This window comes from Streptomyces sp. BI87 (assembly GCF_025957665.1).
GTDB classification, from domain to species: Bacteria; Actinomycetota; Actinomycetes; order Streptomycetales; family Streptomycetaceae; genus Streptomyces; species Streptomyces albidoflavus.
On record NZ_CP110079.1, the window covers coordinates 4,021,361 to 4,044,732 of the forward strand.

General features: G+C 72.2%; 28 protein-coding genes, 1 tRNA gene and 1 pseudogene. 18 read left to right on the forward strand and 12 right to left on the reverse strand.

Going from position 1 to position 23,372, the window contains the following annotated elements; all coding sequences use genetic code 11:
• From OIM89_RS17765 to OIM89_RS17780, 4 genes are all read left to right on the forward strand, one after another.
• Positions 1-780 (forward strand): cytochrome c biogenesis CcdA family protein, encoded by a 780-nt coding sequence (locus OIM89_RS17765; protein WP_037665338.1) that lies wholly within the window; start codon positions 1-3, stop codon positions 778-780.
• A 2-nt stretch (positions 781-782) separates the two neighbouring features.
• Positions 783-2,606: a cytochrome c biogenesis protein ResB gene (locus OIM89_RS17770; RefSeq protein WP_030697673.1), complete on the forward strand. Its 1,824-nt coding sequence runs from the start codon at positions 783-785 to the stop codon at positions 2,604-2,606.
• Positions 2,603-3,688, forward strand: a complete 1,086-nt coding sequence (gene ccsB, locus OIM89_RS17775) for a c-type cytochrome biogenesis protein CcsB (RefSeq protein WP_030697672.1) — start codon at positions 2,603-2,605, stop codon at positions 3,686-3,688. The genes OIM89_RS17770 and ccsB overlap by 4 nt, the downstream gene beginning before the upstream one ends.
• A gap of 115 nt (positions 3,689-3,803) precedes the next feature.
• Positions 3,804-4,322 carry an SRPBCC domain-containing protein gene (locus OIM89_RS17780; protein WP_003948803.1) on the forward strand — a complete coding sequence of 173 codons (519 nt, stop codon included), beginning with the start codon at positions 3,804-3,806 and terminating at the stop codon, positions 4,320-4,322.
• 22 nt (positions 4,323-4,344) lie between these two features.
• Here OIM89_RS17780 and OIM89_RS17785 read toward each other — a convergent pair whose 3' ends face one another.
• Entirely contained in the window at positions 4,345-4,752 is a 408-nt protein-coding gene (locus OIM89_RS17785) for a PLD nuclease N-terminal domain-containing protein (protein ID WP_030697671.1), read from the reverse strand.
• Positions 4,753-4,838: 86 nt separating this feature from the next.
• Here OIM89_RS17785 and OIM89_RS17790 point away from each other — a divergent pair, with 86 nt between their 5' ends.
• Genes OIM89_RS17790 through OIM89_RS17800 form a run of 3 tightly spaced genes read left to right on the forward strand, consistent with a single transcriptional unit; the run spans position 4,839 to position 7,928 of the window.
• Positions 4,839-6,290, forward strand: coding sequence for a menaquinone biosynthesis decarboxylase (locus OIM89_RS17790; RefSeq protein WP_264491415.1), 1,452 nt, complete (start codon positions 4,839-4,841; stop codon positions 6,288-6,290).
• Positions 6,287-7,210 carry a menaquinone biosynthesis prenyltransferase MqnP gene (mqnP, locus tag OIM89_RS17795; protein WP_030697669.1) on the forward strand — a complete coding sequence of 308 codons (924 nt, stop codon included), beginning with the start codon at positions 6,287-6,289 and terminating at the stop codon, positions 7,208-7,210. Before OIM89_RS17790 ends, mqnP begins: the two co-directional genes overlap by 4 nt.
• 40 nt (positions 7,211-7,250) lie before the next feature.
• Entirely contained in the window at positions 7,251-7,928 is a 678-nt protein-coding gene (locus OIM89_RS17800) for a UbiX family flavin prenyltransferase (RefSeq protein WP_047464304.1), read from the forward strand.
• Positions 7,929-8,062: 134 nt separating this feature from the next.
• Here the strand turns inward: OIM89_RS17800 and OIM89_RS17805 are convergent, their stop codons facing one another.
• Complete coding sequence (locus OIM89_RS17805; RefSeq protein WP_162911730.1) at positions 8,063-8,200, reverse strand: hypothetical protein; 138 nt, start codon at positions 8,198-8,200, stop codon at positions 8,063-8,065.
• A 170-nt stretch (positions 8,201-8,370) separates the two neighbouring features.
• On the opposite strand from OIM89_RS17805, the gene OIM89_RS17810 reads away from it, so the two are divergent.
• The 5 genes from OIM89_RS17810 to OIM89_RS17830 all read left to right on the forward strand — a co-directional run bounded on the left by OIM89_RS17810 (position 8,371) and on the right by OIM89_RS17830 (position 13,010).
• On the forward strand, positions 8,371-8,826 hold the full coding sequence (locus OIM89_RS17810) for an Lrp/AsnC family transcriptional regulator (protein ID WP_008415787.1): 456 nt from the start codon (positions 8,371-8,373) through the stop codon (positions 8,824-8,826).
• 116 nt (positions 8,827-8,942) lie between these two features.
• The gene (gene mqnE / locus OIM89_RS17815; RefSeq protein ID WP_008415789.1) at positions 8,943-10,106 is read left to right on the forward strand and encodes an aminofutalosine synthase MqnE; all 1,164 of its coding nucleotides are present in this window, start codon (positions 8,943-8,945) and stop codon (positions 10,104-10,106) included.
• 93 nt (positions 10,107-10,199) lie between these two features.
• Positions 10,200-10,721 (forward strand): GNAT family N-acetyltransferase, encoded by a 522-nt coding sequence (locus OIM89_RS17820; protein ID WP_047464306.1) that lies wholly within the window; start codon positions 10,200-10,202, stop codon positions 10,719-10,721.
• Between the two features lie 135 nt (positions 10,722-10,856).
• On the forward strand, positions 10,857-11,156 hold the full coding sequence (locus tag OIM89_RS17825) for a DUF4229 domain-containing protein (protein ID WP_003948794.1): 300 nt from the start codon (positions 10,857-10,859) through the stop codon (positions 11,154-11,156).
• A gap of 504 nt (positions 11,157-11,660) precedes the next feature.
• Positions 11,661-13,010, forward strand: coding sequence for a dicarboxylate/amino acid:cation symporter (locus tag OIM89_RS17830; protein WP_030697666.1), 1,350 nt, complete (start codon positions 11,661-11,663; stop codon positions 13,008-13,010).
• Between the two features lie 98 nt (positions 13,011-13,108).
• Here the strand turns inward: OIM89_RS17830 and OIM89_RS17835 are convergent, their stop codons facing one another.
• Positions 13,109-13,234, reverse strand: a complete 126-nt coding sequence (locus tag OIM89_RS17835) for a hypothetical protein (protein ID WP_264491416.1) — start codon at positions 13,232-13,234, stop codon at positions 13,109-13,111.
• A 391-nt stretch (positions 13,235-13,625) separates the two neighbouring features.
• Here OIM89_RS17835 and OIM89_RS17840 point away from each other — a divergent pair, with 391 nt between their 5' ends.
• Complete coding sequence (locus OIM89_RS17840; RefSeq protein ID WP_264491417.1) at positions 13,626-13,769, forward strand: hypothetical protein; 144 nt, start codon at positions 13,626-13,628, stop codon at positions 13,767-13,769.
• Between the two features lie 22 nt (positions 13,770-13,791).
• Here OIM89_RS17840 and OIM89_RS17845 read toward each other — a convergent pair whose 3' ends face one another.
• From OIM89_RS17845 to OIM89_RS17870, 7 genes and pseudogenes are all read right to left on the reverse strand, one after another.
• Complete coding sequence (locus OIM89_RS17845; RefSeq protein ID WP_051727178.1) at positions 13,792-14,772, reverse strand: SMP-30/gluconolactonase/LRE family protein; 981 nt, start codon at positions 14,770-14,772, stop codon at positions 13,792-13,794.
• Positions 14,773-14,911: 139 nt separating this feature from the next.
• Positions 14,912-15,118: a hypothetical protein gene (locus OIM89_RS17850; RefSeq protein WP_157877535.1), complete on the reverse strand. Its 207-nt coding sequence runs from the start codon at positions 15,116-15,118 to the stop codon at positions 14,912-14,914.
• A tRNA-OTHER gene (locus OIM89_RS17855) sits at positions 15,090-15,158 on the reverse strand. Before OIM89_RS17855 ends, OIM89_RS17850 begins: the two co-directional genes overlap by 29 nt.
• Before the next feature lie 341 nt (positions 15,159-15,499).
• Positions 15,500-15,745 (reverse strand): annotated as a pseudogene (locus tag OIM89_RS30015) (helix-turn-helix domain-containing protein); the annotation flags it as partial.
• Between the two features lie 47 nt (positions 15,746-15,792).
• Complete coding sequence (locus tag OIM89_RS17860) at positions 15,793-16,785, reverse strand: arsenic resistance protein (protein ID WP_264491418.1); 993 nt, start codon at positions 16,783-16,785, stop codon at positions 15,793-15,795.
• Between the two features lie 126 nt (positions 16,786-16,911).
• A complete protein-coding gene (locus OIM89_RS17865) occupies positions 16,912-17,124 on the reverse strand; it encodes a DUF397 domain-containing protein (RefSeq protein WP_030697661.1) in 213 nt (70 codons plus the stop codon).
• Positions 17,121-17,993 carry a helix-turn-helix domain-containing protein gene (locus tag OIM89_RS17870; protein ID WP_264491419.1) on the reverse strand — a complete coding sequence of 291 codons (873 nt, stop codon included), beginning with the start codon at positions 17,991-17,993 and terminating at the stop codon, positions 17,121-17,123. The genes OIM89_RS17865 and OIM89_RS17870 overlap by 4 nt, the downstream gene beginning before the upstream one ends.
• A gap of 22 nt (positions 17,994-18,015) precedes the next feature.
• On the opposite strand from OIM89_RS17870, the gene OIM89_RS17875 reads away from it, so the two are divergent.
• From OIM89_RS17875 to OIM89_RS17890, 4 genes are all read left to right on the forward strand, one after another.
• Entirely contained in the window at positions 18,016-18,183 is a 168-nt protein-coding gene (locus OIM89_RS17875; protein ID WP_186009369.1) for a hypothetical protein, read from the forward strand.
• Positions 18,180-18,425 (forward strand): hypothetical protein, encoded by a 246-nt coding sequence (locus OIM89_RS17880; RefSeq protein ID WP_030697659.1) that lies wholly within the window; start codon positions 18,180-18,182, stop codon positions 18,423-18,425. Before OIM89_RS17875 ends, OIM89_RS17880 begins: the two co-directional genes overlap by 4 nt.
• A gap of 62 nt (positions 18,426-18,487) precedes the next feature.
• The gene (gene tgmA / locus OIM89_RS17885) at positions 18,488-18,751 is read left to right on the forward strand and encodes a putative ATP-grasp-modified RiPP (RefSeq protein ID WP_226965399.1); all 264 of its coding nucleotides are present in this window, start codon (positions 18,488-18,490) and stop codon (positions 18,749-18,751) included.
• A gap of 230 nt (positions 18,752-18,981) precedes the next feature.
• Positions 18,982-19,596, forward strand: a complete 615-nt coding sequence (locus OIM89_RS17890) for a TetR/AcrR family transcriptional regulator (RefSeq protein WP_030697657.1) — start codon at positions 18,982-18,984, stop codon at positions 19,594-19,596.
• 10 nt (positions 19,597-19,606) lie between these two features.
• On the opposite strand, the gene OIM89_RS17895 is transcribed toward OIM89_RS17890, so the two are convergent.
• Both OIM89_RS17895 and OIM89_RS17900 read right to left on the reverse strand, forming a co-directional pair.
• Positions 19,607-20,491, reverse strand: a complete 885-nt coding sequence (locus OIM89_RS17895; protein WP_195730866.1) for a MaoC/PaaZ C-terminal domain-containing protein — start codon at positions 20,489-20,491, stop codon at positions 19,607-19,609.
• 2 nt (positions 20,492-20,493) lie between these two features.
• Positions 20,494-21,819, reverse strand: a complete 1,326-nt coding sequence (locus OIM89_RS17900) for a 3-oxoacyl-ACP reductase (RefSeq protein WP_030697655.1) — start codon at positions 21,817-21,819, stop codon at positions 20,494-20,496.
• 70 nt (positions 21,820-21,889) lie between these two features.
• Between OIM89_RS17900 and OIM89_RS17905 the strand changes: the two genes are divergently transcribed.
• Positions 21,890-23,179 carry an acetyl-CoA C-acetyltransferase gene (locus tag OIM89_RS17905; protein ID WP_030697654.1) on the forward strand — a complete coding sequence of 430 codons (1,290 nt, stop codon included), beginning with the start codon at positions 21,890-21,892 and terminating at the stop codon, positions 23,177-23,179.
• Positions 23,180-23,372 lie beyond the last annotated feature (193 nt).

Sequence of the window (23,372 nt, forward strand, 5' to 3'; positions counted from 1 at the left end):
GTGTCCGCGCCCGTGACCGAGGCCGCCCTCCTCGCGGTCGAGCAGAACCAGACCGTCTTCGGCGGCGCCCTCCTGCTGGCCCTGCCGATCGCGCTGCTCGCCGGGCTCGTCTCGTTCTTCTCGCCCTGCGTGCTGCCGCTCGTCCCCGGCTACCTCTCCTACGTCACCGGCATCAGCGGCACCGACCTCGGCGAGGCGCGCCGGGGCCGGATGGCGCTCGGTGCCTCGCTCTTCGTCCTCGGCTTCACCGTGGTCTTCGTCTCCGGCGGCGCCCTCTTCGGCGGCATCGGGATGACCCTCCAGGAGCACCGCGAGATCATCTCCCGCGTGCTGGGCGGCCTGACGATCCTCCTCGGCCTCTTCTTCATGGGCGGCATGTCCTGGCTGACCCGCCGGGAGTTCCGCTTCCACGCCAAGCCCGAACGGGGCCTGTGGGGCGCGCCGATGCTCGGAATCCTCTTCGGCATCGGCTGGACGCCGTGCATGGGCCCGACCCTGGCCGCCGTCACCAACCTCGCCCTCGTCGACGGCACCGCCGGGCGCGGGGCGCTGCTGATGGTGGTCTACTGCCTGGGCCTGGGCGTCCCCTTCATACTGGCCGCCGTGGCCTTCCGGAAGGCGCTCGGTGCCTTCGGCTGGGTCAAGAAGCACTACGCCTGGGTGATGCGGATCGGCGGCCTCATGCTGATCGCCACCGGCCTGCTCCTGGTCACCGGCGCCTGGGACCACCTGGTCCAGGAGATGCAGGTGTGGACCAGCGGCTTCGAGGTGGGGATCTGAACGTGCCCGACCGACCCGTACCCCCGCCCGCCGAAGACCCCGAAGAGAAGCGCGAAGGCACCCTGGTGACGAACAGCCCCGATCCGGCGAAGGCGGACACCGCCGTCGCGGACGACCGCGAGCTGAGCGAGGCCGGCTCCCAGCTCTCCACGACCCCCCTGGAGGCGCCGGAGGAGGGGCAGTCCGTCCCGGGCTCCTTCGGCGGCGTCCGCAAGCCGGGCCTCGGCGGCGCGCTCGCCTGGACCTGGCGCGAGTGCGTGGGCTGGGCCCGCTGGTTCTGGCGGCAGCTCACCTCGATGCGGGTCGCGCTGATCCTGCTCTTCCTGCTCTCCTTCGGCGCGATCCCCGGCTCGCTCATCCCGCAGACCGGCATCGACGAGCTGAAGGTCGAGGAGTTCCGCGAGGCCCACGAGACGCTCTCGCCGATCTACGACAAGCTCGGCCTCTTCAACGTCTACAGCTCGGTGTGGTTCTCCGCGATCTACATCCTGCTCTTCGTCTCCCTCATCGGCTGCATCGTCCCGCGCACCTGGCAGTTCGTCGGCCAGCTCCGCGGCCGCCCGCCCCGCGCCCCGCGCCGCCTGGACCGGCTCCCGGCGTACGCGACCTGGCGCACCGAGGCCGACCCCGAGGAGGTACGCGAGGTCGCGCTCGGGCTGCTGAAGAAGCGCCGCTTCCGGGCCGACCGGGCGGGCGACGCCGTCTCCGCCGAGAAGGGCTTCCTGCGGGAGGCGGGGAACCTGATCTTCCACGTCGCCCTGATCGTCATCCTGGTGGCCTTCGGCATCGGCCAGCTCTACAAGTACGAGGGCGGCAAGCTCATCGTGCAGGGCGACGGCTTTTCCAACACGCTGACCCAGTTCGACGACTTCAAGCCCGGCAGCCTCTTCGACACCGATGACCTGCCGCCGTTCAGCTTCACCCTGGACAAGTTCAGCGGCACGTACGAGCAGAGCGGGCCGCAGCGCGGTACCCCGCGCACCTTCGAGGCGGACGTCACCTACACCGAGTCGCCGGACGCCGCGCCGAAGAAGCGGACCATCGAGGTCAACCGGCCGCTGGAGATCGACGGCTCCAAGGTCTACCTGATCAGCCACGGCTACGCCCCGGTCGTCACCGTCCGGGACGCGCGCGGCGAGGTCGCCTTCAGCGGCCCGGTCCCGCTGCTGCCCAGGGACGCCAACCTCACCTCCACCGGCGCCATCAAGGTCCTCGACGGCTACCGCGACAAGGACGGCGAGAAGACCCAGCTCGGCTTCCAGGCGTTCTTCGTGCCCACCTTCGCCGGTGAGGGCAAGGGCGACATGTTCTCGCAGTTCCCCGCGCTGGACTTCCCCGTGCTCGCGCTCAACGCGTACCACGGCAGCCTCGGCGTGGACTCCGGGCTGCCGCAGAACGTCTACCAGCTCGACACCACCAAGATGACCGAGTTCAAGGACGAGAACGGGGAGCTGCTCAAGCAGCGCATGCTGCCCGGCGAGACCATGGAGCTGCCCGACGGGATGGGCTCGGTCACCTTCGAGAAGAAGATCGAGGAGTGGGCCAGCTTCCAGGTGTCGCACCAGCCCGGCAGCGGGCTCGCGCTCACCGGAGCCGTCGCGGCCATCGCGGGCCTGGCCGGCTCCCTGTTCATCCAGCGGCGCCGGGTGTGGGTCCGGGCCGTGCGGGGTGACGACGGCGTGACCGTCGTCGAGATGGCCGGACTCGGCCGCAGCGAATCCGCGAAGCTTCCCGAGGAACTGGCCGAGCTGGCCGGGGACCTCCACGACCGGGCGCCCACCGCCGCCGAACCCGACGCCGTACCTTCCGAAGGGGCAGAGAAGTGAATCTCGCCGCCGCCGCCAACGAGAACCTGGCCCAGTACAGCAACTGGCTGGTCTACTCCTCGATGGCCGTCTACACCCTGGCCTTCTTCGCCCACATCGCCGAGTGGGTGCTCGGCGGGCGCAGCAAGGTCGGCCGCACCGCCGCCGCGCTCAGCGGCGGGCAGGCCGAGAAGGCCGCCGCGCCCGCCGTGACCGTCCGCCAGAAGGACGGCGGGACCGCCGTCCTGGACCGTCCCAAGGTCGTCACCCGCTCGGCCGCCGGCACCCGCGACGTCCCCGACGGGCCCGGCGCCGCCGGCCACGACGCGCAGGGCGATGTCTACGGCCGGATCGCGATCTCGCTGACGGTCCTCGCCTTCGTCCTGGAGGCGGCCGGAGTCGTCGCCCGCGCCCTGTCGGTGCAGCGCGCGCCCTGGGGCAACATGTACGAGTTCTCGATCACCTTCACCACGGTGGCCGTCGGCACGTACCTCGCCTTCCTCTTCGCCAAGAAGAAGGTCCGCTGGGTCGGCCTGCCCCTGGTCACCACGGTCCTGCTCGACCTGGGCCTGGCCACCACGGTCCTCTACACCAACAGCGACCAGCTGGCCCCCGCCCTCGACTCGTACTGGCTGTGGATCCACGTCTCCACCGCCATCTTCTGCGGCGCCGTCTTCTACCTCGGCGCCGTCGGCACCCTCGGCTACCTGCTGAAGGACTTCTACGAGGCCAAGGTCGCCCGGGGCGAGAAGCCCGGTGCGCTGCGCTCCTCGATCATGGAGCGGCTGCCCGCCGCCTCGACCCTGGACAAGTTCGCCTACCGGGTCAACGCCGCCGTCTTCCCGCTGTGGACCTTCACGATCATCGCGGGCGCCATCTGGGCCGGCGACGCCTGGGGCCGGTACTGGGGCTGGGACCCCAAGGAGGTCTGGTCCTTCATCACCTGGGTCGCCTACGCCTGCTACCTGCACGCCCGCGCCACCGCCGGCTGGAAGGGCCGCAAGGCCGCCACCCTGGCGCTGATCGCCTTCGGCTGCTGGCTCTTCAACTACTACGGCGTCAACATCTTCGTCACCGGCAAGCACTCCTACGCCGGAGTCTGACCGGACACCGGAGACGCCCAGGAGGGACCGGCCCGCACCCAGGGCCGGTCCCTCCTGCGTGTCCCGCCGCGTGTCACAGGGAGCGGCCCGGCGGGTCGCGGCGATCCTTGGTCCCATGACCGACAGCACCGTCCGCCCCGGCGCGGGCCACGCCTGGGGGCACTACCAGACGCTCCGCTTCCTGCTGCCCCTGCCGCACCCCGTGGACCGGGTCTGGCAGGCGGTCGCCACGCCGGAGGGACTGCCGGGCTGGCTGGCCGCCGCCGAGGTCCTGGAGCCGCGGCTCGGCGGGGCCGTCACCCTGCGCTGCCTGAGCGGCGGCGGCCTCCCCGAGGAGGCGGCCGTGGTCACCGGCCGCGTCACCGCCTGGGACGTCTGGCGGGTCGCCGAGTACACCGTCGCGCCCTACCACGGCCGGGTCCGCTTCCACCTGGAGCCCACCGGGCCCGATGCGACCGCCCTGCGCTTCACCAACGAGTTCAAGGGCGGCGCGGCGATGCGCCTGGACGCCCTCGCCGGCTGGCACCAGCACTTCGAGTACCTGCGCGAAGCCCTCGACGGCCGCGCCCCCGACTGGTCCACCTGGACCCTGGACCGCTGGCGCCAGCTGCGCGACGCCTACGCGGCCGGCTGAGCCGCCGTACGCGCCCGGTCTTTCACTTCTCCTCGTCCGGGTCCTTCGGACGCGGCTCGTCCTTCGACTCGCGGCGCTTCAGCTCCTCCTCGCGGCGGCGCAGGTCCGCCTCCCAGCTGTCGCGGAAGGCGGCGTCGTCGGAGGCGCCCTTGCCCTCGTCCTTCAGCGACTTGAGGAAGTCCGGGTTGTCGTCCGGCGCGACCCAGCCGCCGCCCGAGCGGCGTCCGGCCAGCGGGCCGGGGCCCGCCGTGGCGCGGTCCTTGCCGACGATCAGCCAGGAGATGGAGCCCACCAGGGGGAAGAGCAGCACGAGGATGGCCCAGAGGGGCTTCGGGATGTGCTTGATGTCCTTCTCGTCGGTGGTGATGCAGTCGATGAACGCGTAGATGCTCAGTGCCAGAGGCACAAGGATCATCAGCACCCGGAGCATGAGGCGTCCCCCTGTGTGTGGCGGTAGGAGACCCGATCAGGGCCCCATTACCGGCCAAGGTTAGCCGGTGCCGGATACTGGACGGCATGGCTTACGACGATCTTCGCTCGCTCCTCCGCGCCCTGGAGCGCGATGGCGACCTCAAGCGCATCAAGGCCGAAGTCGATCCGTACCTGGAGATCGGGGAGATCGTCGACCGCGTCAACAAGGCCGGCGGCCCGGCGCTGCTCTTCGAGAACGTCAAGGGCTCGGACATGCCCCTGGCGATGAACGTCTTCGGCACCGACCGGCGGCTGCTCAAGTCGCTGGGGCTGAAGTCCTTCGACCAGATCACCGAGAAGATCGGCTCGCTGCTCAAGCCGGAGCTGCCGCAGGGCTTCATGGGGATGCGGGACGCCCTCGGCAAGCTAGGCTCGGTCGCGCACATCCCGCCGAAGAAGGTGAAGGACGCGCCCGTCCAGGAGGTCGTGCTCCAGGGCGACCAGGTCGACCTGGACCGGCTCCCGGCCCTCTTCACCTGGCCCGAGGACGGCGGCTCCTTCTTCAACCTGGGCCTGACCCACACCAAGAGCCCCGTCAACGGCATGCGCAACCTCGGGCTCTACCGCCTCCAGCGCCACGACAAGCGCACCATCGGCATGCACTGGCAGATCCACAAGAACAGCCACAACCACTACCAGCTCGCCGCCCAGCGCGGTGAGCGGCTGCCGGTCGCCATCGCCTTCGGCTGCCCGCCCGCCGTCACCTACGCCTCCACCGCGCCGCTCCCCGGCGACATGGACGAGTACCTGTTCGCCGGGTTCCTCCAGGGCAAGCGGGTCGAGATGGTCGACTGCAAGACGGTGCCGCTCCAGGTCCCGGCCCAGGCCGAGGTGGTCCTGGAGGGGTGGCTGGAGCCGGGCGAGATGCTGCCCGAGGGCCCGTTCGGCGACCACACCGGCTTCTACACGCCGCAGGAACCGTTCCCCGCGCTGACCATCGACTGCGTGACGATGCGCCGCCGCCCGCTGCTCCAGTCCATCGTGGTCGGCCGGCCGCCGACCGAGGACGGGCCGCTGGGCCGCGCCACCGAGCGGTTCTTCCTGCCGCTGCTCAAGATCATCATTCCGGACATCGTCGACTACCACCTGCCCGAGGCCGGCGGCTTCCACAACTGCGCGATCGTCTCGATCGACAAGAAGTACCCGAAGCACGCGCAGAAGGTCATGCACGCCATCTGGGGCGCGCACATGATGTCGCTGACCAAGCTGATCGTCGTGGTCGACGCCGACTGCGACGTCCACGACCTGCACGAGGTGGCCTGGCGGGCGCTGGGCAACACCGACTACGCCCGGGACCTCACTGTCGTGGAGGGCCCCGTCGACCACCTCGACCACTCCTCGTACCAGCAGTTCTGGGGCGGCAAGGCCGGGATCGACGCGACGAAGAAGCTCCCCGAGGAGGGGTACACCCGCGACGGCGGCTGGCCCGAGATGGTCGTCTCCGACCCGGACACCGCCGCCCTCGTCGACAAGCGGTGGAAGGAGTACGGACTGTGAGCGCCTCCGCCGCCTCCGAGGCCGTGGGGCCCGAACCGGTGCGGTCGGGGAAGGTCAAGAGCTTCCTCAGGCTGGTGATGATCGAGCACTCGGTCTTCGCGCTGCCCTTCGCCTACATCGCCGCCTTCACCGCCGGTTTCCTGATGGACGGCCGGGTCCACTGGCTCGACCTGCTCCTCGTCACGATCGCCATGGTGGGCCTGCGCACCTTCGCGATGGCCGCCAACCGGATCATCGACCGCGAGATCGACGCCCGGAACCCGCGCACCGCCACCCGCGAACTGGTCACCGGCGCCGTCTCGGTCCGCTCGGCCTGGACCGGCGCGCTGGTCGCCCTCGCCGTCTTCCTCGCCGCCGCCGCCGCGCTCAACCCGCTCTGCCTGGCGCTGGCCCCGATCGCCGTCGTGCCGATGGTGGTCTACCCGTACGGCAAGCGGTTCACCACCTACCCGCACGCCATCCTCGGCCTCGCCCAGGCGATGGGCCCGGTCGGCGCCTGGCTCGCCATCACCGGTGCCTGGTCGTGGGAGGCCGTGGTGCTGGGCCTCGCGGTGGGCGTCTGGATCGGCGGCTTCGACCTGATCTTCGCCTGCCAGGACGTGGCGGCCGACCGCGCCCACGGTGTGAAGTCGGTCCCGGCCCGCTTCGGCATCCCGGCCGCCCTGTGGGGCGCGCGCGTCAGCCACGCCGTGGTGACCGGCCTCTTCGTCTGGTACGGCCTGCTCACCGACGCCGGGGTGCTCTTCTGGACCGGCCTCGTCGTGGTCGCCGCGGCCTTCGTCTACGAGCACTCCATCGTGCGGCCGCACGACCTGTCCCGGCTCAACCGGGCCTTCTTCACCACCAACGGCTTCATCGGCATCAGCCTCTTCGTCTTCGCCTTCGCCGACCTGCTGGTCCGCGGGCTGAGCCTCGGCTGAGCCGCGCCGCCGCCACCCGTACACGAGAGGAAGGGCGTCCATGACCGCCGACCGGCGCCGCCCCTGGATCGTCGGCGTCTCGGGCGCCTCCGGCACCCCGTTCGCGGCGGCCGTGCTGCGCGGCCTGCTGGCGGCCGGCGAGGACGTCGACCTGGTCGTCAGCCGGGCCGCCCGGCTGACCCTGCTGGACGAGACCGGCATCTCCTTCCGCGACGCCCACTGGCGCGAGGACCTGGCGGCCTGGCTCGCCCGGGGCGCCGACGGCAAGCCGCACACCTTCGAGGTGGCCGACGCGCTGGCGGGGGAGCGGGTGCGGTACTGGCCCGCCGGGGACCTGGCGGCCGGGCCGTCCTCCGGCTCGTACCCGGCGCGCGGGATGCTGGTGGTGCCCGCCTCGACGGCGAGCGTGGCCGGGATCGCGCTGGGGCTCTCCAAGGACCTGCTCCAGCGCGCCGCGAGCGTCACCCTCAAGGAGCGCAGGCCGCTGGTGGTGACGGTGCGGGAGACCCCGCTGAACCGGGCCACCCTCCAGCAGCTGGTGGCGCTGGACGAGGCCGGCGCGATCGTGCTGCCCGCCTCCCCGGCCTTCTACGCGGGCGCCACCCACATCCAGGACCTGGTCGACTTCGTCGCCGGGCGGGTGCTGGACGCGGCCGGGGTCGAGCACGGGCTGTACCGCCGCTGGCGCGGGGAGCTGGGCGGGGGGCGTCCGGCGTGAGACCGGCCTCCCTACGACGACCGGCGCGGACCCTGTCGGGTGCCGCGCCGGGACGGTGCGTGGACGGGGTGCGGCCCGTCCTGGTCAGCGCTGTTCCGCCAGGTCTTCCTGGTCAGCGCTTGGGTCGCGCTCGGTCAGCGCTTCTTCGTGGTGCGCCGCGGGCCCCGGGTCCGGTCGACCTTGTGGGCGGCTGCGGGCTGCTCGGAACGCGAACGGTTGGCCAGCTCCTGGAGGGAGCGCATGTGCGCGTAGGCCATCTCGATCGTGTACACGGTGTGGTCACTCCTGATGATCGTCTTTGATCGTTCCCCTGGCTGAGCGGTCGGGTGGCAGTCGTTGGTGAATCGCTCCGATCGGGAAAGATTCTCAGGACCTTGACCCTGCTCGCCTTTGATTCTATACATAGTTCCGCGAGAACGCTAAACAATGGAAGGCTTCTGGTATGGACGCGGTGGACAGGCAGCTCATTCAGGCGCTCCGGGAGAACGGCCGGGCCTCCTACGCCGAGCTGGGCCGGCTCGTCGGGCTCTCCGGGCCGAGCGTCACGGACCGCATCAACCGGCTGGAGGCCGCCGGGGTCATCACCGGCTACCGCGCCACCGTCGCCTCGGAGGCGCTCGGCCTCGGGGTCACCGCGCTGATCGGCATCTCCCTCTCGGACGCCGCCGACCACGAGGACGTGGCCCAGCGCCTGCGCGACCTGCACGAGATCGAGGACTGCTGGTTCATCGCGGGTGACGACTCGTACATGCTCAAGGTCCGCGTCGGCAACGTCGACGGCCTCGAGCGCACCATCCGCCGCCTCTCCGGCACCCGGGGCGTCTCCCGCACCCGCACCACCGTCGTCCTCTCCACCAAGTGGGAGAACCGGGTGGGGGAGCTGCCCGAGGAGGAGTGAGCCGACGCGTCCCAGGGCCCGGGCGGCTTCGGCCCGCCCGGGCCCTGGGCGTAGGCTCGACCCGGCTCCTCCGTCGACGGGAGGGGTCGCGACGCAGGCGAGAGGAAGGCAGCCGGATGGACGCGGGGCTCAAGCGTGAGCTGGAGGAGAAGGTCCGGGCCGGTGAGCGGCTGACCCGCGAGGACGGCATCGCCCTCTACGGCTGCGACGACCTGGCGTGGCTCGGCGGCCTCGCCCACGAGGTGCGGACGCGCAAGAACGGCGACGTCGTCCACTTCAACGTCAACCGCCACCTCAACATGACCAACGTGTGCACCGCCTCGTGCGCCTACTGCTCGTTCCAGCGCAAGCCGGGCGAGAAGGACGCGTACACGATGCGGATCGAGGAGGCGGTGAAGCTCGCCAAGGCGATGGAGGGCGAGAACCTCACCGAGCTGCACATCGTCAACGGCCTGCACCCCTCGCTGCCGTGGCGGTACTACCCGCGCTCGCTCTCCGCCCTCAAGGAGGCGCTGCCGCAGGTCTCCCTGAAGGCGTTCACCGCCACCGAGATCCACCACTTCGAGACCATCTCGGGCATGCCCGCCTCCGAGATCCTCGACGAGCTGATCGAGGCCGGCCTGGAGTCGCTGACCGGCGGCGGCGCGGAGATCTTCGACTGGGAGGTCCGCCAGCACATCGTCGACCACGCCACCCACTGGGAGGACTGGTCGCGCATCCACCGCCTCGCCCACGAGAAGGGGCTGAAGACCCCGGCGACGATGCTCTACGGCCACATCGAGGAGCCCCGCCACCGCGTCGACCACGTGCTGCGGCTGCGCGAGCTCCAGGACGAGACCGGCGGCTTCCAGGTTTTCATCCCGCTGCGCTACCAGCACGACTTCGTGGACATGAAGGACGGCAAGGTCCGCAACAAGCTCCAGGCCCGCACCACCATGGCCACCGGCGCCGAGGCGCTGAAGACCTTCGCGGTCTCCCGGCTGCTCTTCGACAACGTCCCGCACGTGAAGGTCTTCTGGGTGATGCACGGCGTGCAGACCGCCCAGCTCGCCCTTCAGCACGGCGCCGACGACATGGACGGCTCGGTGGTCGAGTACAAGATCACCCACGACGCGGACAACTACGGCACGCCGAACAAGCTGACCCGCGACGACCTCCTGGACCTGATCCGCGACGCCGGCTTCCGGCCCGTCGAGCGGAACACCCGGTACGAGATCATCCGCGAGTACGACGGCCCCGACGCGGGCCGCCGCGACGAGCCGCAGCCGATGCGGGTCTGAGTCCGCCCCTCCGGCTCCCGCTTCCCCCGAGAGGCCCCGTCCGCACTGCGGACGGGGCCTCTCCCGTTTCTCGGTAAGGATTAGCATCGCCCCATGACCCTTACGTTCACGGTGGACCCGCCGCAGACCCCGGAGCTGCGCGACCAGATCATCGGCCTGTGGACCGACGTCTCCAACGCCGGTGGCGCCGTCGGCTTCGTCCCGCCCGTCACCGCCGAGGACGTCCGGCCCGACTACCTCAAACACCTCGTCGCCCTGGAGGCCCGCCAGATGCACCTGGTCGCCGGCCGCGACGCGGACGGCCGGGTCGCCGCCACCGCCTTCCTCGGCCGCAACACCCACCGGCTCCAGCGCCACTGGGTCTGGGCGTACACGGTCATGGTCCACCCCCGCCTCCAGGGCCAGGGGTGCGGCCGGGAGCTGATGGACGCCGTCGAGCGGGCCGGGCGCTCCTTCGACGGCATCGAGGCGATACGGCTGACCTGCCGCGGCGGGACCGGCGTCGACCGCTTCTACGCCTCCTGCGGCTACAAGGAGGTCGGCCGTGTCCCGGGCATGATCCGGGTGGGTCCGGGCGACGACCGGGACGACATCACCATGCTGCTGCCGCTCTGAGCCGCTGCCGCGCCGGGTGGTGGATGCCTGGAATGCCGGACACCGGCCCCCTGGAGGCGGCGGCTTCGGGGGCCCGTGTTTCACTGGATGCGCCCGCCCCTGTGGGGCCCTGTTGACCGGAAGAGTGGATTCCTCATGCTCCGCTACACCCTGAAGCGCTTCGGGATCTTCGCCGCCTGCTTCGTGGTCGTCGGACTGCTGGTCCAGTTCGGAATCGTGCCCAAGGGCGTGGGCGGCTCCAACGTCCTGTGGATGCTCCTGCTGGCCATGGTGATCTCGGCGCCCATCAGCTTCGTCGCCCTCCGCAAGGACCGCGACCAGGCCTCGGTGAACGTGGTGGCCAAGGTCGACCGCACCAAGGCCAGGCTCGACGCCAACCGCAGCCAGGAGGACGCCGCCGTCGACGCGGCCGCCACCGCGGGCAAGTCCGGCTGACCTCGCTCTTCCCGGCCCCGGCAGGCCGGCCCCCTCGGGCCGCCGCCGGGGCTTTCGCGTGCCCGGGGAGCGCGCGGAGCGGGGAGGAGGCGTGTGAGGCGTTCCCCACTCCCCAAAGAAGTCCTTTGATGTTCCCAAAGTACCGGTGTTAACGTATCCGCCATGATGACCGCAGCCGCGCACCGCCAGGCCAGGAGCACCCCGCTCGTGGCGCGTCTGCACGTCGACCTCTGCCGCCGCGTCTCGGCGGCGTGTCGCCGTCCGGCGGTCTGTCGCACCGCCTGAGACCCGCCCGGCGGGGGCCGACGCACGACCGCGTCACGCCGCTCAACCCCGCCGCCCGGGCCCGGCCCTTCGGGGCGCTCAGGCACCGGCACCGCCCAGACGCCCGGCCGCACGGTCATCCCGTACGTCCGCTCCCGCGCGCTTCGCACCGCGCGGGAGCGCGTGCCCCGGGCACCGCCCTTCGTCCCCCACCCCCACCGCATCCACCGGAGTGTGTCCGTGTCCGCGCAGAACCCTGCCTCCGAGCCCAGCCCCGAGGACGCCCAGGCCAGAGGGGCCGGGCAGCCCCGTACCGGCTCCCGCATACCGAAGATCCCCTTCTGGGCGCAGATACTCGGCGGCCTCGTCCTCGGTGTGCTCCTCGGCTGGCTCGCCCGCAGCCAGCAGATCGACTGGCTGGTCACCACGCTGGAGCAGGTCGGCGGTGTCTTCATCGGCCTGCTGAAGCTGGCCGTGGCCCCCCTCGTCTTCTTCGCGATCCTGGTCTCCATCACCAACCTGCGGAAGGTGAACAACGCCGCCCGGCTCGCCTCCCGCACGCTGCTCTGGTTCATGATCACCTCGCTGATCGCGGTCGCCATCGGCCTCGTCATCGGCCTGGTCACCAACCCGGGCGCGGGCACCGGCCTCACCCCGAAGGACGGCGCCAAGCCGGACAGCACCGGCTCCTGGATCGACTTCCTCACCGGGATCATCCCGACCGACGTGATCACGCCGTTCACCGAGCTGAACGTGCTCCAGATCGTCTTCATGGCCGCCGTCGCCGGTATCGCCGCGCTCCAGCTCGGGGAGAAGGCGCAGCCGATCCTCACCCTCAGCGAGTCGGTGCTGAGCCTGCTCCAGAAGGCCCTGTGGTGGGTCATCCGCCTCGCCCCGATCGGCACCATCGGCCTCATCGGCAGCGCCATCGCCACCTACGGCTGGGACCTGATCGGCAAGTACGCGACCTTCACCGCCGACATCTACATCGGTTGCGCCATCGTCCTCTTCGGCGTCTACCCGCTGCTGCTGTCGACCGTCGCCAAGCTCAACCCGGTCCAGTTCTTCAAGGGCGCCTGGCCCGCGATCCAGCTGGCCTTCGTCTCCCGCTCCTCGGTCGGCACCATGCCGGTCACCCAGAAGGTCACCGAGCGGCTCGGCGTGCCGAAGGAGTACACCTCCTTCGCGGTGCCCTTCGGCGCCACCACCAAGATGGACGGCTGCGCCGCGATCTACCCGGCGATCGCCGCGATCTTCGTCGCGCAGATCTTCGACATCCAGCTCGGCCTCACCGACTACCTGCTGATCGCCTTCGTCTCGGTCGTCGGCTCCGCCGCCACCGCGGGGCTCACCGGCGCCACGGTCATGCTGACCCTGACCCTCTCCACCCTGGGCCTGCCCATGGAGGGCGTCGGCCTGCTGCTCGCCATCGACCCGATCCTGGACATGATCCGCACCGCCACCAACGTGGCCGGCCAGGCCCTCGTCCCGGTCCTCGTCTCGGCGCGCGAGAACATCCTCGACCGCACGGCGTACGACAACGCGACCAGCTTCGAACTGGACGCCAAGGAAGCGCCCGCCGCCGCCTGATCCCGGCTGCGTACGGTCCGCGACGCCCCGCCCTCCTCCGGGAGAGCGGGGCGTTCCGCGTTCTCCGGGGCGGCCGCAGGCGCGGGGGAGGAGGCGCGTCAGCCGTGGTCGGCCGCTCCGGGCCCGGCCGGTCCGAAGACCTCTTCGCGGTGGGCGCGCCAGCGGCTGAGCAGGCTCTCCCTCGCGTTCCGCATGAAGTCGGAGAACTCCAGCGTCTCGGTCATCCGGCGGCCCGGCGTGGACTCGGGTCCGACCGTGGCGATCCCGTCCCGCAGGGTGCCCGGCCGGCGGACCAGGCGGGCGTCCCGGCTGGTCCGCGCCTCGTACCACTGGTCGGCGCCGCCTTCGTCCTGCGCGCGGCGGGCGACGCCGCCCGCGACGACGGCTCCTCGCCGCTGACCTGGCTCTCCCCGCCGTCACCCTCACCCTGGCCGCGACCTCCCCACCCTCCTCCTCGCCTGCCTGGCCCGACTCCCCGCCGTCTGGACCCTGGCCGCCGTCGCCTTCACCCTCTACGCCTTCCTCCCCCGGGCCGCCCCGGCCTGCTGGGCGATCGCCACGCTCTGCCTGCTGATCGGCTGGGCCGGCCCCGTCCTCGACCTGCCCGCCGTGGTCATGGACCTCTCCTCCTTCACCCACGTACCGAAGCTCCCGGGCGCCGATCCGGACTGGGGGCCGGTGGGCGTGCTGGTGGCGGTCGCGGAGGGGGTGCTCGGGACCGGGCCGGCACGGCTGCGGAGACGTGACCTGGCGACGTGAAGCAGTGAGAAGCCCGCCCGCCTCAGTCGTCGGCACCCTCTTCCGGCAGCCGCAGCGACGCGATGGTGAACGGCAGGGTCCGCGGGGGCAGCCCCGCCGACCACCGGTCGAACTGGCTGTTGACGACGAGGAGGCGCGGCTCCTCGCCGCCGGTCAGGGCGATGGCACTGGGGTGCTGGAGCCCTTCCGGCGGGGTGAGTCCGTCGACCACGCGTCCGCTCGCGAGATCGGCGTCGAGTGCCACGACGGCGACCCGCGCCTCGGCGCCGGGCGCGTCGAAGAGGTTGCCCTGGGCGACGTAGAGGCGGCCGTCGCGCCAGGCCAGCCCGTCGCCGTTGCGCAGGAGTTCGTCGCCCAGGTCGACCTCGACCACCTCGCGGCTGGCCGGGTCGATGCGCCAGAGCTGCCCTGTGTTGCTCTGCACCGCGAGCAGGTGGCGGCCGACCGAGATGATGCCGTTGAGATTGTGCTCGCCGTCGACCCAGTCGATCCCGGCGGCCCGCACGTCGAGCCAGGGGCGCATCGTCCACCGGTCCCCGGAGCGGGCGACGCGGTAGATGACGGGTTTGAAGGAGTCGGTCACGTAGGCGACCTTGCCCGAGACCGGCGCCACGTCGTTGACGAAGCCGCCCGGCTTCCCCTTCAGGGTGGCCAGCAGGGTGGCGTCGTCGGGATCGTAGACGCGCAGGGTGCTGGTCGGGCCGCCGTTGACGTACAGATGGCCCGCGCCGTCCAGCGCCAGTGCCGAGGTGAACGACCTGCCGTCCGTTCCGTCGGGGGACCACACCTCGGTACGGGGTTCGTCCACGTGGCCCCGCTGGATCGTGCCGTCCTCGGCGCTGCCGACATAGAAGTGTCCGCTGCTCGGGTCGTGGGCCACCCCCGTGGGGAACGCCCGGTCACCCGGCACCACGTAGCGCTCGGGAGGGGCTGGCGGAGACTGCGGGGCGAGGGTGAGCGCACCGGCGGCCAGTACGGCGACGGTGGAGGCGAGCAGACGCATGGGGTTTCCTTCCCTGGCAGGGGTGGGGCTGCCGCTCCATCGTGTGCGGTGCGGCCCGTCCGTCCGGCTGCCCGGTCCTGCCGTGGGCCGGCCCGACCTGGGTACCGCCGCACCCCCCCACGCCGTACCGCGGCACGGCTCACTCCTTGCCCAGAAGGCGCAGCGCGGCCTCCTCCCGTGATCCTGGCGCGGCCGTGTACACCAGCAGGCTCACCTCGGGGTCCTGCGGGAAGCGCGTCAACTCGTAGGAGAGGGCCAGACGCCCGGCCTCCGGATGGTCGATGAGCTTGATGCCGTACGCCTTGGTGCGCACCGTGTGGCGCTGCCAGTGGGTTTCGAACTCCACGCTCTCGCGGCGCAGTTCCTCCACCAGCTCGGCCAGCAGCGGATCGTCGGGGTGGGCGCCCGCGGCGATGCGCAGGTGCCCGACTGTCTCGCGGGCGACCATGTCGCGGTCCGGGTAGCGGGCGCCGATCACGGGGTCGAGGAGATGGAGCCGGGAGAGGTTGCGCTCGCGTGGTGCCAGCCGGCTGAAGTCGGTGATGAGCCGGGTCGCGGGCCGGTTCCACGCGAGGACGTCCATGCGCCGCCCGAGGGCCAGCGCCGGGGCACTGATCCAGTCAAGCAGGTGGCGCATGCCGGCACGGGGTGGTTCGGCGGTCTGGGCGGGCGGCCCGTCGCGGGAGCCGGGTCTTCCGGGACGCGCCAGCCGGAACAGGTGGGCGCGCTCGTCCGCGTCGAGCCGCAGGGCCTCGGCGACGGCGCCGAGCACCGCGTCGGAGGCGCTGTGGTTCCGGCCCTGTTCGAGCCGTACGTAGTAGTCGACGCTCACGCCCGCCAGGTGGGCCAGTTCCTCGCGGCGGAGACCCGGGACGCGTCGCTTGCCCGCGCCGGAGGCGAAGCCGGCCTCCTCGGGGCGGACCCGCGCCCGTCGCGAGCGGAGGAACGCGCCCAACTCCTTTGCTTCTCCCATGTGTTCATTGTCCGTCCTCGGGCGGCCGGTCGGTCCGCGACGGCACCTCAGGCGGTTCGCGGGCTCCGCCGCGCCGGGACCAGCCGGGGTACGACCCGCACGTACACCACCATGCCGACGACCTCCACCAGCGTCTGCGTCACCACCACCGCCCCGGCGGCCGCGAACCGGTCCGGCAAGGCCAGTGCCAGGGGGAGGACGACCAGGGAGTTGCGGGTGGCGCCGCTGAAGACGACGGCGCGTCCGGCCGGGGAGGGGAGGCGGAAGAGACGGGCCACGGCCCGGCCCGCCAAGGCCATGATCACCAGGAAGGCGGCGTAGAACGGGACGACGGCGGCCACGTCGCCGAGGCTGTCGCCGATCCTGGGCACCTGGGAGGCGACCACCGCGAGCAGGGTCGCCGCCATCAGCGGGACCATGGCGGTGCCCGCCGCGTCGGCCGCGCGCCGCCCGGCGGGCCTGCGGGCAGCCCAGCCCTGGACCGTCCACGCCAGCGCCAGCGGAATCACGATCAGCACGAGGAACGCCTCGACGAACGGCCCCACGTCGACGACCTCGGCCAGCTCCGCCCCCATGAACAGGTACAGGAACCCGGGCAGCAGCACCATCTGCGCGACCAGCAGCAGGGGAGTCGCCGCCAGCAGACGGCGGCTGGAGCCCCCGGCCAGGCCGGAGAAGACGATGACGTAGTCGACGCAGGGGCAGAGCAGCACCAGCAGGACGCCGATCCGCACCGCCTGGTCGGCCGGGAGCAGCACGAACACCGCCGCCACCACCAGCGGGACCACGAGGAAGTTCACCACCAGCACGGCCGCCAGAAACCGCCCGTCCCGCAGCGACCGGAACAGCTCGGCCGCCGGGACCTGGAGAAAGGTGACGAAGAGCAGGGCCCCGAGTACGGGGTTCACGGCGTGCTCCAGCCCCGGCGCGATCCCGGGCGCGGCCCACCCCACCAGCGCCCCGGTCACCATGGCCCCCACGTACACCGCGACCTGGTGCACCTCCATCCGCTCGACCAGCCCCACCCGCTCCTGGGCCACGTCCGCACTCCCTCACTCGCCGTCCCGCCGTGCGGGGGTCAGACTCGCACGGTCGAGGAATACGTACGGAAGCCCCGCCCCGCCTCTGCCGAAGAGGCGGGGCGGGGCTTCCGTAGGCGTTCCGGCTCAGGCGCTTGCGGGTGCCTGAGCGCGCAGACCGGCGACGAAGGCGGACCAGGTCGCCGTGCCCACGGCGACCACGGGCCCGCCTTCGACCTTGCTGTCCCGGAAGGGAACGACGCCGGGGGCGCCTCGGCCTACCTCTACGCAGTTGCCGCCCGCGTTGCTGTAGGAGGACTTGTGCCAGGTGACGTCTGCGACGACGAGGGGAAAGTTCATCCTTCAGTCTCTCTAACTAGTTGGTGCAAGATCTTCGGGGTGTCCATGGGGGGAAGGGCGCCAGCCACCATGGCATCGAACTGGCGGGAGAAGCGGTGCACTTCCTTCGGCTTGTCGCTCACCGCGACGGTGGCCCAAGCGGTGTCGGTCTGCACGGTGGTGGGCAGCCCGTCGCCGAGGCTCATGACGTTCACGTCGTGGAACGCCACGTAGGCGCCTTCGGTCTGAGGAAGCACCTGAAGAGTGATGTTGTCACGTGTCGCCAGCTCGGCCAGATGCGTGTACTGCTCCCGCATGACGTGCGGCGCGCCGATCGGGTAGCGCAAGGCCGGTTCGTAGAGCACAGCCCATAGCTTCAACGGTTCCTCGTCACGAGTCAGCGCCTCCTGCCGCCTCATCCGCAGGCGAACGCTTTCCTCCATGAACTCGGTGGTGATCTCGTCAATGGGCTTGTGTAGCTGGTGCAGTGTCCGCGCGTACGCCTCCGTCTGAAGCAACCCGGGCACGGCGGTCGGATGGAATATCCGGATCTCCCGAGCCGCCGACTCCACGCCGAGGAAGCGCGGCATTCCGGAGAGAAGCGACGTGCTGACGCCCGTCCACCACTCCCGGCTCGCTCCCTCCCGCTGGAGGGTGACGAGGCGGTCGATCTCCTCCTCGTCCTCGATGCCGTACCGCTCCAGCAGTGCGCGCAGGTGGGACCCCTGCCGGAACGACTTCCAGCCCGTCTCCACCCGCTGGAGCGTGGATTCGTCGAAGGGCAGCCCGTCCACCGCTTGCGCCAGCGTGAGGCCGGCCTCTTTACGCATCTGGCGCAGCGCGTGCCCTGACCCGATGCGTCGTGCGGTCGGTTGCGGTCTTGCGGCCATGTGCCCGAGCTGGGGTCCCCCGATGAGTAAACGAAGCGATCCCGAGGCCGGTACCGTGCCGTGCCCCACCTGCCGAGCCCTGGTACGCGGCGAAGCCGCCGCCCGCGCCGAGGACGACTGGAGCAGGGCCACCGACTGCCGGGTCCTGCTCCGCCGTCATCACCTCGCGGACCACCAGGGGCGGTCGTGAACTGGACCGATCCCATGCAGGCCCCGCCCGAGTTCAACCCCATGCGCTTCCCGCCGTGCCGCTGCAAGCGCTGTGTGCAACCGCCCGGCGACGAGGCCGAGACCGCCGAGACCGCCGAGCCCGCCGAGGCCGACCCGGCAGCGCGACAGCCCGCCCCCGTCGACCCCCGGCCCCGCTACGTCCGCTGCCCGATGCTGGCTTGCGGGCGGCTGCACGAACTGGGGCCCGGCATGGCGGAGTAGGGATCACCCCTGCCCGTAGCCGCATTCACCGCACCGACGTCACCCGAGCGAGAGACCCCTACATGTCCAGGACCACCGCCCCCCGGGGCACCAGCCGTATGCGGCCCTACGTGGCCGCCGTCCCCGTCCCGCAGACCATGCCGACGATCGACCCGGAGGCCCAGATCGCCCTGGTCGTGGGCGGGGACGGCCGTACCGTCGGACTCGGCGGGCACGGCCCCCGTACCAGCGGCCTCATGCCGACCACCACCATGCCCGGTGACGGCGCCGGGCCGGACGGCTCGACCGGCGCGGACAGGGTCGAGTCCTATGAGGCCAGTCAGTGACCGGCACCGGAGTGCCACCCCCACCACCCCGCCCCAGCCCCAGCCCGGCCGGCGCCTGAGGCCACCCCCGTGCCGGGGTCCCGGGCAAGCCAGGCAGAGAGTCCGCCCGCCCCCGGGCGTCCCCCAGGCAACGGCACACCCCCGTACTCTTGGACGGGACTTTTTGACTCAGGGAGGCGGGCCGCGTGGCCGAGACGAAGTCCGGTCGGGGGACGGGGCGGAGCAAGCGGATGCCCCGCGAGGTGCGGGAGCGGCAGATGCTGGACGCCGCCGTGGCCACGTTCGCGCGCCACGGCTACCGGGCCGCCTCCATGGACGGCATCGCCGAACTGGCCGGCGTGTCCAAGCCCTTGGTGTACCTCTACCTGAACTCCAAGGAAGACCTCTTCACCGCCTGCATCCGCCGCGAGGCTGCCGCCCTGGTGCGCGCGGTGCGCCAGGGCGTGGACCCGGCGACGCCTCCGGACCGCCAGCTCTGGGAAGGGCTCGGTGCCTTCTTCACGCACACCGCCGAGCACCCGGACGGCTGGGCGGTGCTGCACAACCAGGCCCGCACCAGCGGCGAGCCCTTCGTCCGCGAGGTCGCCACGATGCGGGCGGACCTGGTGGCCTTCGTGACGGAGCTGATCGCGGCCGCCGCCCGCGAGGCCCACGACGACCCGGAGCTGGGCGACCGGGAGGTGGTGGGCCTCGCCCACGCCCTGGTGGGCGCCGCCGAGTCGCTGGCGGGGTGGGCCAACACCGACGGCTCGGTCACCGCCAAGGAGGCGGCCGCGACGCTGATGAACTTCGCCTGGGCCGGCCTCGGCAACCTCATGGAGGGCGAGCGCTGGACCCCGCGCTGAGCGGGGCTGCCTACCCGGCCGGCAGCGGCACCGCCCGCCCGCTCACGTGGAGCCTGCCGGGGGTGCCGTCCGGCCGGTCGGGTCCGCGCACGGTGAAGTCGGGCCCCGCGGAGGCGTAGACCACGGTCGAGGGGAGCAGGACGGGGGCGTGGAAGGTGGCGCTCGCCGTGACCGGGCCCCGGACGGCGTGCGCGGCGAAGGCGCGGGCCGCCGTCCACATGCCGTGGGCGATGGCGCGCGGGAAGCCGAAGGGCTTGGCGGTCAGCGCCGAGAGGTGGATGGGGTTCCGGTCGCCGGCGACGGCGGCGTAGCGGCGGCCGAGGGAGGCGGGGAGCTTCCAGGTGGACTCGGCGGGGAGGGCGGGCGGTTCGGCGGGCCGTCCGGCGTCCGCCGGGGCGTTCGCGCCGGAGTGCCGGGCCAGGTAGGTGGAGCGCGAGGACCAGACGGTACGCCCGGCCAGCCGCGCCTCGGTCACCACGACGGCCTCGGTGCCGCGCCGGTGGGGCCGGAACTCCTCCACGTACACGATCAGTTCGGGCCCGTCGTCGCCGCGCAGTTCGCGGTGCTGGGTGATCGTGATCGAGGTGTGGACCAGGCCCATCAGCGGGAACGGGAAGGCGGCCGAGGTCATCAGGCGGAGCTGGAGCGGGAAGCCCAGCAGGTGCGGATAGGTGACGGGCAGGACCGACTGCTCGTCCGGGACGCCGTCGGCGGCGAAGCCGCAGAGTTCGGCGTACGCGCGGAGGGCCTTCGGGTCGACCTCGGCGCGGGAGAGGACGAGCCGGGTGGCGGGCGGCGCGGCCCCGGCCGAGGCGCGCTTGAAGAGGGAGGTGGCGCCGCCCTTGGCGAGCAGCGGGAGGAGCGCGGGCGGGGTGGCGAGGTGGGTGTCGGTCATGGTCAGGCCCCCAGCAGCGACTGGCCGCAGACCCGGACGACCTGGCCGTTGACGGCGCCCGAGCCGGGGTGCGCGAACCAGGCGGTGGTCTCGGCGACGTCGGCCGGGCGCCCGCCCTGCGCGAGGGAGTTCATGCGGCGGCCCGCCTCGCGGATGAAGAGGGGGACGGCGGCGGTCATCTTGGTCTCGATGAAGCCGGGGGCGACCGCGTTGACGGTGACGCCGTGCTCGGCGAGGGCGCGCGGCCCCAGCGAGCGGACCAGGCCGACGATTCCGGCCTTGGAGGCGGCGTAGTTGGTCTGGCCGGAGTTGCCGGCCAGACCCGCTATGGAGGCGGTGGCGACGATGCGGCCGCCGGGGCGGATCGTGCCGGCCTTGAGCAGGGCGTCGGTGGTGGTGAGGACCGAGGCGAGGTTGACGTCGAGGACGGAGGCCCAGCGGTCGGCGGGCATGTTCTGGAGCCGCCGGTCCCGGGTGATACCGGCGTTGTGGACGAGGATGTCGAGGCCGTCGGGGAGGGCGGCGGCGATGCGTTCGCCCGCGTCCTCGGCGGTGATGTCGAGCGGCAGCGCGGTCCCGCCGAGCCGTTCGGCGACGGCGACCAGGTCGGACTGGGCGGCGGGCACGTCCAGGACGACGACGTGCGCCCCGTCCCGGGCGAGGGTCGCGGCGACCGCCTCACCGATGCCCCGGGCGGCCCCGGTGACCAGCGCGGTCCGCCCGGCCAGCGGCTTGTCCTCGTCGGCGGCCCCGGTCGCGGCGGCCTGCTCTCCGAGGGCCCCGGTGGTGATGACCTGCCCGCTGACGTAGGCGGACTTGGGGGAGAGGAGGAAGCGGAGGGTGGTCTCGGCGCCGGGGACATCGGTGATCCGGACCAGCTGGACGGTCCTGCCGCGCCCGGTCTCCTTGCCGAGGGAGCGGACGAACCCCTCCAACGCCTGCTGGGCGGCGGCCTGGTGGTGGTCGGCCGGGTCGGGGGCGGTGCCGAGGACGACGATCCGGCCGCTGTCGCGGACGCCCCGCACGACGGGGTGGAGCGCCGCGTGGACCGCGCCGAGCCCGGCGGTGTCCCGTACGCCGGTGGCGTCGAGGACCACGGCGGCCGGGCGCTCGGCCTGGTCGCGTACATCGAGCCCGGTCCGCGCCAGGGCCGCCGCCAGCGCGTCGCGGTGGGCGGAGATCCCGGCGGTGAGGTGGAGCAACGGCCCGTCGAGGGTGGGGTGTTCCGCCGACCAGCGGCGCAGCTCGGCGGGCTGGGGCAGGCCGAGGCGGCGGGTGGCGAACCGGCCCGGGGTGGAGTGGGTGAAACGCAGATAGCGGTCGGCCATTGTCGAACTCCCGGGTTGGTCGGTAATTTACTTCCGAGTAAGGTTACTCAAGGGTCAGGAGCTGGTCGAGATGAAACCGCCCCACCGCACCGCACGTCCCGTCGCCGTCATCGGCGGCAGCCGCATCCCGTTTGCCCGCTCCGACGGCCCGTACGCCGCCGCCTCCAACCAGCAGATGCTGACCGCCGCCCTGGACGGCCTGGTCGAGCGGTACGGCCTGGGCGGCGAGCGGGTCGGCGAGTTCGTCGCCGGGGCCGTGCTCAAGCACAGCCGCGACTTCAACCTCGCCCGCGAGACCGTTCTCGGCTCCGCCCTCGACCCGCGTACTCCCGCCTACGACATCCAGCAGGCGTGCGGCACCGGACTCCAGGCGGTCATCGCCGCCGCCAACAAGATCGCCCTCGGCCAGACCGACTCGGCGATCGCGGGCGGCTCCGACACCGCGAGCGACGCCCCGATCGGCCTCAACGACCGGCTCCGCCGCATCCTGCTGGAGGCGCGCCGCGCCAAGTCCGCGGGCGCCCGCGCCAAGGCGCTCGCCAAGATCCGGCCCGGCCACGTGATCCCGGACATCCCGCGCAACGCCGAACCGCGCACCCACCTCTCCATGGGCGAGCACGCCGCCGTCACCGCCCGCGCCTGGGGCATCAGCCGCGAGGACCAGGACGAACTGGCCGCCACCAGCCACCAGCGGCTCGCCGCCGCCTACGAACGCGGCTTCCTCGACGACCTGGTCGTCCCCTTCCGCGGCGTCGCCCGCGACCAGAACCTCCGCCCCGGCTCCACCACCGCCAAACTCGCCACCCTCAAGCCCGTCTTCGGCACCGCCCACCCCGGCGCCACCATGACCGCGGGCAACTCGACCCCGCTCACCGACGGCGCCGCCACCGTCCTGCTCGGCAGCGAGGAGTGGGCCGCGGCCCGCGGCCTGACCCCGCTCGCCCACCTCACCTGGTACGAGACGGCCGCCGTCGACTTCGTCTCCGGCGACGTCACCGACTGCGTCCCCGAGGCCGACGGCCTGCTGATGGCGCCCACCCACGCCGTGCCCCGGCTGCTGGAACGCGCCGGCCTCACCCTCGCCGACTTCGACCTGGTCGAGATCCACGAGGCGTTCGCCTCCCAGGTCCTCGCCACCCTCGCCTCCTGGGAGAAGCAGGGGCTCGGCACCGTCGACCGCGACCGGCTCAACGTCGCCGGCTCCTCGCTCGCCACCGGCCACCCCTTCGCCGCGACCGGCGCCCGCATCGTCGCCACCCTCGCCAAGCTGCTCGCCGAACGCGGCGGCCCCGGCCGGGGGCTGATCTCCATCTGCGCCGCCGGAGGCCAGGGCGTCACCGCGATCCTGGAACGTCCCTGACGGCCACCCGGCCCGCCCTCACCACACGTCCCCCGACCGCACACACCGCCGACTCCACCCGACTCGACGTCCGAGCAACCCTCGTACGCACCGGTGACCGTCCGCACCGGACCGCACCCGGTACGTACGCCCGTACCGGCACCCCGTCCCCCGGACCGGGACGCCGCCCGCCCGCCGAGCCCACCTGCCGAGG

Excerpts from the sequence above, each read along its gene's own strand:
- OIM89_RS17820 (WP_047464306.1), top strand. The coding sequence starts at position 10,200 with ATGACCCTTACGTTCACGGTGGACCCGCCGCAGACCCCGGAGCTGCGC.
- mqnE (WP_008415789.1), top strand. The coding sequence starts at position 8,943 with ATGGACGCGGGGCTCAAGCGTGAGCTGGAGGAGAAGGTCCGGGCCGGT.
- OIM89_RS17840 (WP_264491417.1), top strand. The coding sequence starts at position 13,626 with ATGGACCTCTCCTCCTTCACCCACGTACCGAAGCTCCCGGGCGCCGAT.
- OIM89_RS17780 (WP_003948803.1), top strand. The coding sequence starts at position 3,804 with ATGACCGACAGCACCGTCCGCCCCGGCGCGGGCCACGCCTGGGGGCAC.
- OIM89_RS17785 (WP_030697671.1), bottom strand. The coding sequence starts at position 4,752 with ATGCTCCGGGTGCTGATGATCCTTGTGCCTCTGGCACTGAGCATCTAC.
- OIM89_RS17800 (WP_047464304.1), top strand. The coding sequence starts at position 7,251 with ATGACCGCCGACCGGCGCCGCCCCTGGATCGTCGGCGTCTCGGGCGCC.
- OIM89_RS17845 (WP_051727178.1), bottom strand. The coding sequence starts at position 14,772 with ATGCGTCTGCTCGCCTCCACCGTCGCCGTACTGGCCGCCGGTGCGCTC.
- tgmA (WP_226965399.1), top strand. The coding sequence starts at position 18,488 with ATGTCCAGGACCACCGCCCCCCGGGGCACCAGCCGTATGCGGCCCTAC.
- OIM89_RS17875 (WP_186009369.1), top strand. The coding sequence starts at position 18,016 with ATGAGTAAACGAAGCGATCCCGAGGCCGGTACCGTGCCGTGCCCCACC.
- OIM89_RS17835 (WP_264491416.1), bottom strand. The coding sequence starts at position 13,234 with ATGACCGAGACGCTGGAGTTCTCCGACTTCATGCGGAACGCGAGGGAG.
- OIM89_RS17825 (WP_003948794.1), top strand. The coding sequence starts at position 10,857 with ATGCTCCGCTACACCCTGAAGCGCTTCGGGATCTTCGCCGCCTGCTTC.
- OIM89_RS17865 (WP_030697661.1), bottom strand. The coding sequence starts at position 17,124 with ATGAACTTTCCCCTCGTCGTCGCAGACGTCACCTGGCACAAGTCCTCC.
- OIM89_RS17905 (WP_030697654.1), top strand. The coding sequence starts at position 21,890 with ATGAAACCGCCCCACCGCACCGCACGTCCCGTCGCCGTCATCGGCGGC.
- OIM89_RS17895 (WP_195730866.1), bottom strand. The coding sequence starts at position 20,491 with ATGACCGACACCCACCTCGCCACCCCGCCCGCGCTCCTCCCGCTGCTC.
- OIM89_RS17900 (WP_030697655.1), bottom strand. The coding sequence starts at position 21,819 with ATGGCCGACCGCTATCTGCGTTTCACCCACTCCACCCCGGGCCGGTTC.
- OIM89_RS17890 (WP_030697657.1), top strand. The coding sequence starts at position 18,982 with ATGCCCCGCGAGGTGCGGGAGCGGCAGATGCTGGACGCCGCCGTGGCC.
- OIM89_RS17870 (WP_264491419.1), bottom strand. The coding sequence starts at position 17,993 with ATGGCCGCAAGACCGCAACCGACCGCACGACGCATCGGGTCAGGGCAC.
- OIM89_RS17790 (WP_264491415.1), top strand. The coding sequence starts at position 4,839 with ATGGCTTACGACGATCTTCGCTCGCTCCTCCGCGCCCTGGAGCGCGAT.
- OIM89_RS17810 (WP_008415787.1), top strand. The coding sequence starts at position 8,371 with ATGGACGCGGTGGACAGGCAGCTCATTCAGGCGCTCCGGGAGAACGGC.